The sequence below is a fragment of the Brevundimonas sp. genome (assembly GCF_024711105.1).
Taxonomy (GTDB): Bacteria; Pseudomonadota; Alphaproteobacteria; order Caulobacterales; family Caulobacteraceae; genus Brevundimonas.
In genome coordinates, this window is sequence record NZ_JANJTL010000074.1 from 1 (window position 1) to 3304 (window position 3304).

The window sequence follows — 3304 nt, forward strand, 5'->3', positions numbered from 1 at the left end:
CTGCGCGCCGAACTGGCCGCGGCCCAGCGCTCCGGCGACCTCGCTCGCGCCTCCGAGATCGCCTACGGCCAGATCCCCCAGATCGAGCGCCAGCTCGCGGAAGCGGAGCAGAATGAGGCCGACGCCTCCGGCCCCCTGACCCCCGAGGTCGTCGACGCCGAACAGATCGCCGCCGTCGTCTCGCGCTGGACCGGCGTGCCCGTCGACAAGATGCTGGAGGGCGAGCGCGAGAAGCTGCTCAAGATGGAGGACGCCCTGCGCCGCCGCGTCGTCGGCCAGGACGAGGCGCTCGCCGCCGTCTCCGACGCCGTGCGCCGCGCCCGCGCCGGCCTCAACGACCCCAACCGCCCGCTCGGCTCCTTCCTGTTCCTGGGCCCGACGGGCGTCGGCAAGACCGAGCTGACCAAGGCGCTGGCCGAGTTCCTGTTCGACGACGAGGCCGCGATCACCCGCCTCGACATGAGCGAATACATGGAGAAGCACTCGGTCAGCCGCCTCATCGGCGCGCCTCCCGGCTACGTCGGCTACGACGAGGGCGGCGCCCTGACCGAGGCCGTGCGCCGCCGCCCCTATCAGGTCGTCCTGTTCGACGAGGTCGAAAAGGCCCACCCGGACGTCTTCAACGTGCTGCTCCAGGTGCTCGACGACGGCCGCCTGACCGACGGCCAGGGCCGCACCATCGACTTCAGGAACACCCTGATCATCATGACCTCCAACCTCGGCTCGGCCGCGCTGGCGGACCAGCCCGAGGGCCAGGACGTCGAGGCCGTGCGCCCCATGGTCATGGAGGCCGTCCGCGCCCACTTCCGGCCCGAATTCCTGAACCGCATCGACGAGATCATCCTGTTCCGCCGCCTCGGCCGCGAGCAGATGGGCGGCATCGTCCGCATCCAGCTCCAGCGCTTCGAGCGCCTGCTCGCCGACCGCCGCCTGACGCTGGACCTCGACGACAGCGCGCTCGCCTGGCTCGCCGACCACGGCTACGACCCGGTCTACGGCGCCCGGCCGCTGAAGCGGGTCATCCAGAAGGAGCTGGTGGACCCGATCGCGAGGAAGCTCCTCGCCGGCGAGATCGAGGACGGCGGGGTGATCGGGGTTTCAGCGGGGGCGGACGGGTTGGTGATCGGGAAGGCGCGGGTGCATTAGGGGCGCTCCAGTACTTCATCTTCGTCCAAGTCGACGTCTGGGATCACTTTCAGCTCTCTTATTTGAGTGAGCTGCCAAGGACGGGTCCGCGTGTCGATATCGCCGATCAAGCTGATCGGCACCTTTGCCCCATGCGCAGCGTACGCAACTTGGTAGTCGGCCGGCGACAACGATGCCTTCAAGCCGCGGCTTTGCCCGCCAACCAAGGTGCGTAGCACCACCTCTCCATCGTCTTGTTCCGGTGTTCGGCCGAGCTTGACTACGTACCCCAGCACCCGCTCGTCCCGCAGCGGCTCTTGCTTGCGCAACTCTCGCGCCACTTCTTTTAGGATGTCAGCGTCCGGCCACTGGAACCTGGAATGGCTCCGAGCAATCGGTGCGGGTCGGGTACGAGCCCAAGTGATGGATACGTCAATGCCCCCGCCGCGCTCGATCAGGTTGCCAAGTGCCTCGCAGAGATTGGCGCTCACGCCAGCGCGAACGGCTCTGGGGAACACCTCATCGGCCTGACCGCGATTCACAGCATCGACTGCGTCATGAGCTCCTTCTAGCGCTCGAGCCAGCGTCCGAGTCACTTGTCGCTCAAAGGGCTCTTCTTCGAACTCGGGCCACAATTCGATTTGCGGCCGACCAATGGCTGGCGGCACCGGGGCGAGCAGAGTGACTACGTAGCTCCCCTGCTCTGTCTGGCCTAGCCGGACTTTCTGCATGTACTCCGAAGCACGAACCACCTTCCCCAAATGATATACGGGGCGGGGCTCATTTGCCGCGCAGGCAGCGGCGGCCACGAGGTCGCGGGCGTTGAGCACCAACTGTACTCCTTCGTCCACCTCGACGGAGCCGTCTTGGTCGGCCTCCGGCGCACGAACGCGGATCACCTCCCGATCCGAACCTACAAGATCCCGATATACGGCTATCTCATCTCTATGCTCGGCGCGGGCGAGCGCACCGATGATGTTTGCTACCGCGGACGCGTAATCGGCGATATCGGAGGTGTAAGGGACCGCAAGTTCCCCACCCAGCATGCCCTCAGGCGTCTCGAAAATCTGACCAAACTTTCCGAATGCGCCGGCACTCCGCCAGCCTTCGAATTCCAAGTATGCTCGGAGTGCGGCGGGCGACACGGCCTCAAGTGCGAACTTGTCTGTGAGCGCAGCCTTCATGTCAGCGCTCCCCGTCTTGCTCTCTCCATCAAGTCGGCCAGCGCGTCGGGGTCGAAACGATTTGCTTTGGGGATGTCGACAGTCACAGTCGTCGCGTTGTCGTTGTCTGGCATCCCACTCAACGATGCCCAGTAAGCGCAGCGCCGCAGGACGAGATTTGATTCGTCCACCACTAGCCAATCGGCGGCTTCGCTAGGCATGTCGAGCACGACTAGGATTCGCGGGACCATCGTCTCTGCCCGCAGGTCATCATAGTTCTTCTTGGGCAGAGGGAATCGAAACGTCGTCCCTGCGTCGGTGAGCCCCGACGACGCCTTAAGTTGCGCATCCAAGCGGGGCCTAAACGGGCCGGAGGCCGAAAAGGTCAAATCTATGCTGTCACGATCAAAGTCAGCCGGCGGCGTGGTGCAATAGCCTGCGGCAGCGGCCACCGCTGAAGCGAACGCGCGGGACAGCGCTTCCTTCTTATCGTTTTCGTGGAGAAGATGGTCACCAGGCATCCATGCGCTAGCCTGTGGACTCGGCAAGTCGGATGCGGACCGGATGTTTCGCCGAGGGCGTCTCACCATCAAACCCCAAGCGGCGTTGAGTGAAAGTCGCGAGCCTCTGTCGCGCGGGGCAACAGGTCAAGCTTCGGGTTACCGACCGATCACGAACCAGAGTTCCCTTCACCTCTTGAAAGCCAGCCTGCCGGTCGGCCGGAGGGAGTCAAGGATGGCCCTGCGGGCCACCGCCTCCGGCGGCGCGCAGCGTCCTTGACGCCCTCCTCTCCCGACCGGCCACCCTCATCCAGGAGATGAAGGGCCCACCCCCTCGCCAGGCGAGGCGCGGTCAACGTCCCTTCTCCCCTTGCGGGAGAAGGTGGCCGAGCGCAGCGAGGTCGGATGAGGGGTCGACGAGGCCTATCCGGCCTGGACCGCGCCGCTGAGCCGCCGTCCGAAGCTGAAGCGCCGGCGCGACCCCTCATCCGTCATGCTTCGCATGCCACCTTCTCC

General features: G+C 65.5%; 3 protein-coding genes. 1 reads left to right on the forward strand and 2 read right to left on the reverse strand.

The features are described 5' to 3' along the window. Positions 1-1146 (forward strand): AAA family ATPase (locus tag Q0M60_RS05695; RefSeq protein ID WP_296817081.1); only part of this gene is annotated, 1146 nt, incomplete at its 5' end. Here the strand turns inward: Q0M60_RS05695 and Q0M60_RS05700 are convergent. Next, positions 1143-2309: a hypothetical protein gene (locus tag Q0M60_RS05700; RefSeq protein WP_296817084.1), complete on the reverse strand. Its 1167-nt coding sequence runs from the start codon at positions 2307-2309 to the stop codon at positions 1143-1145. The genes Q0M60_RS05695 and Q0M60_RS05700 overlap by 4 nt on opposite strands. Beyond that, a complete protein-coding gene (locus Q0M60_RS05705; RefSeq protein ID WP_296817087.1) occupies positions 2306-2809 on the reverse strand; it encodes a DUF4365 domain-containing protein in 504 nt (167 codons plus the stop codon). Before Q0M60_RS05705 ends, Q0M60_RS05700 begins: the two co-directional genes overlap by 4 nt. Between the last annotated feature and the right edge of the window lie 495 nt (positions 2810-3304).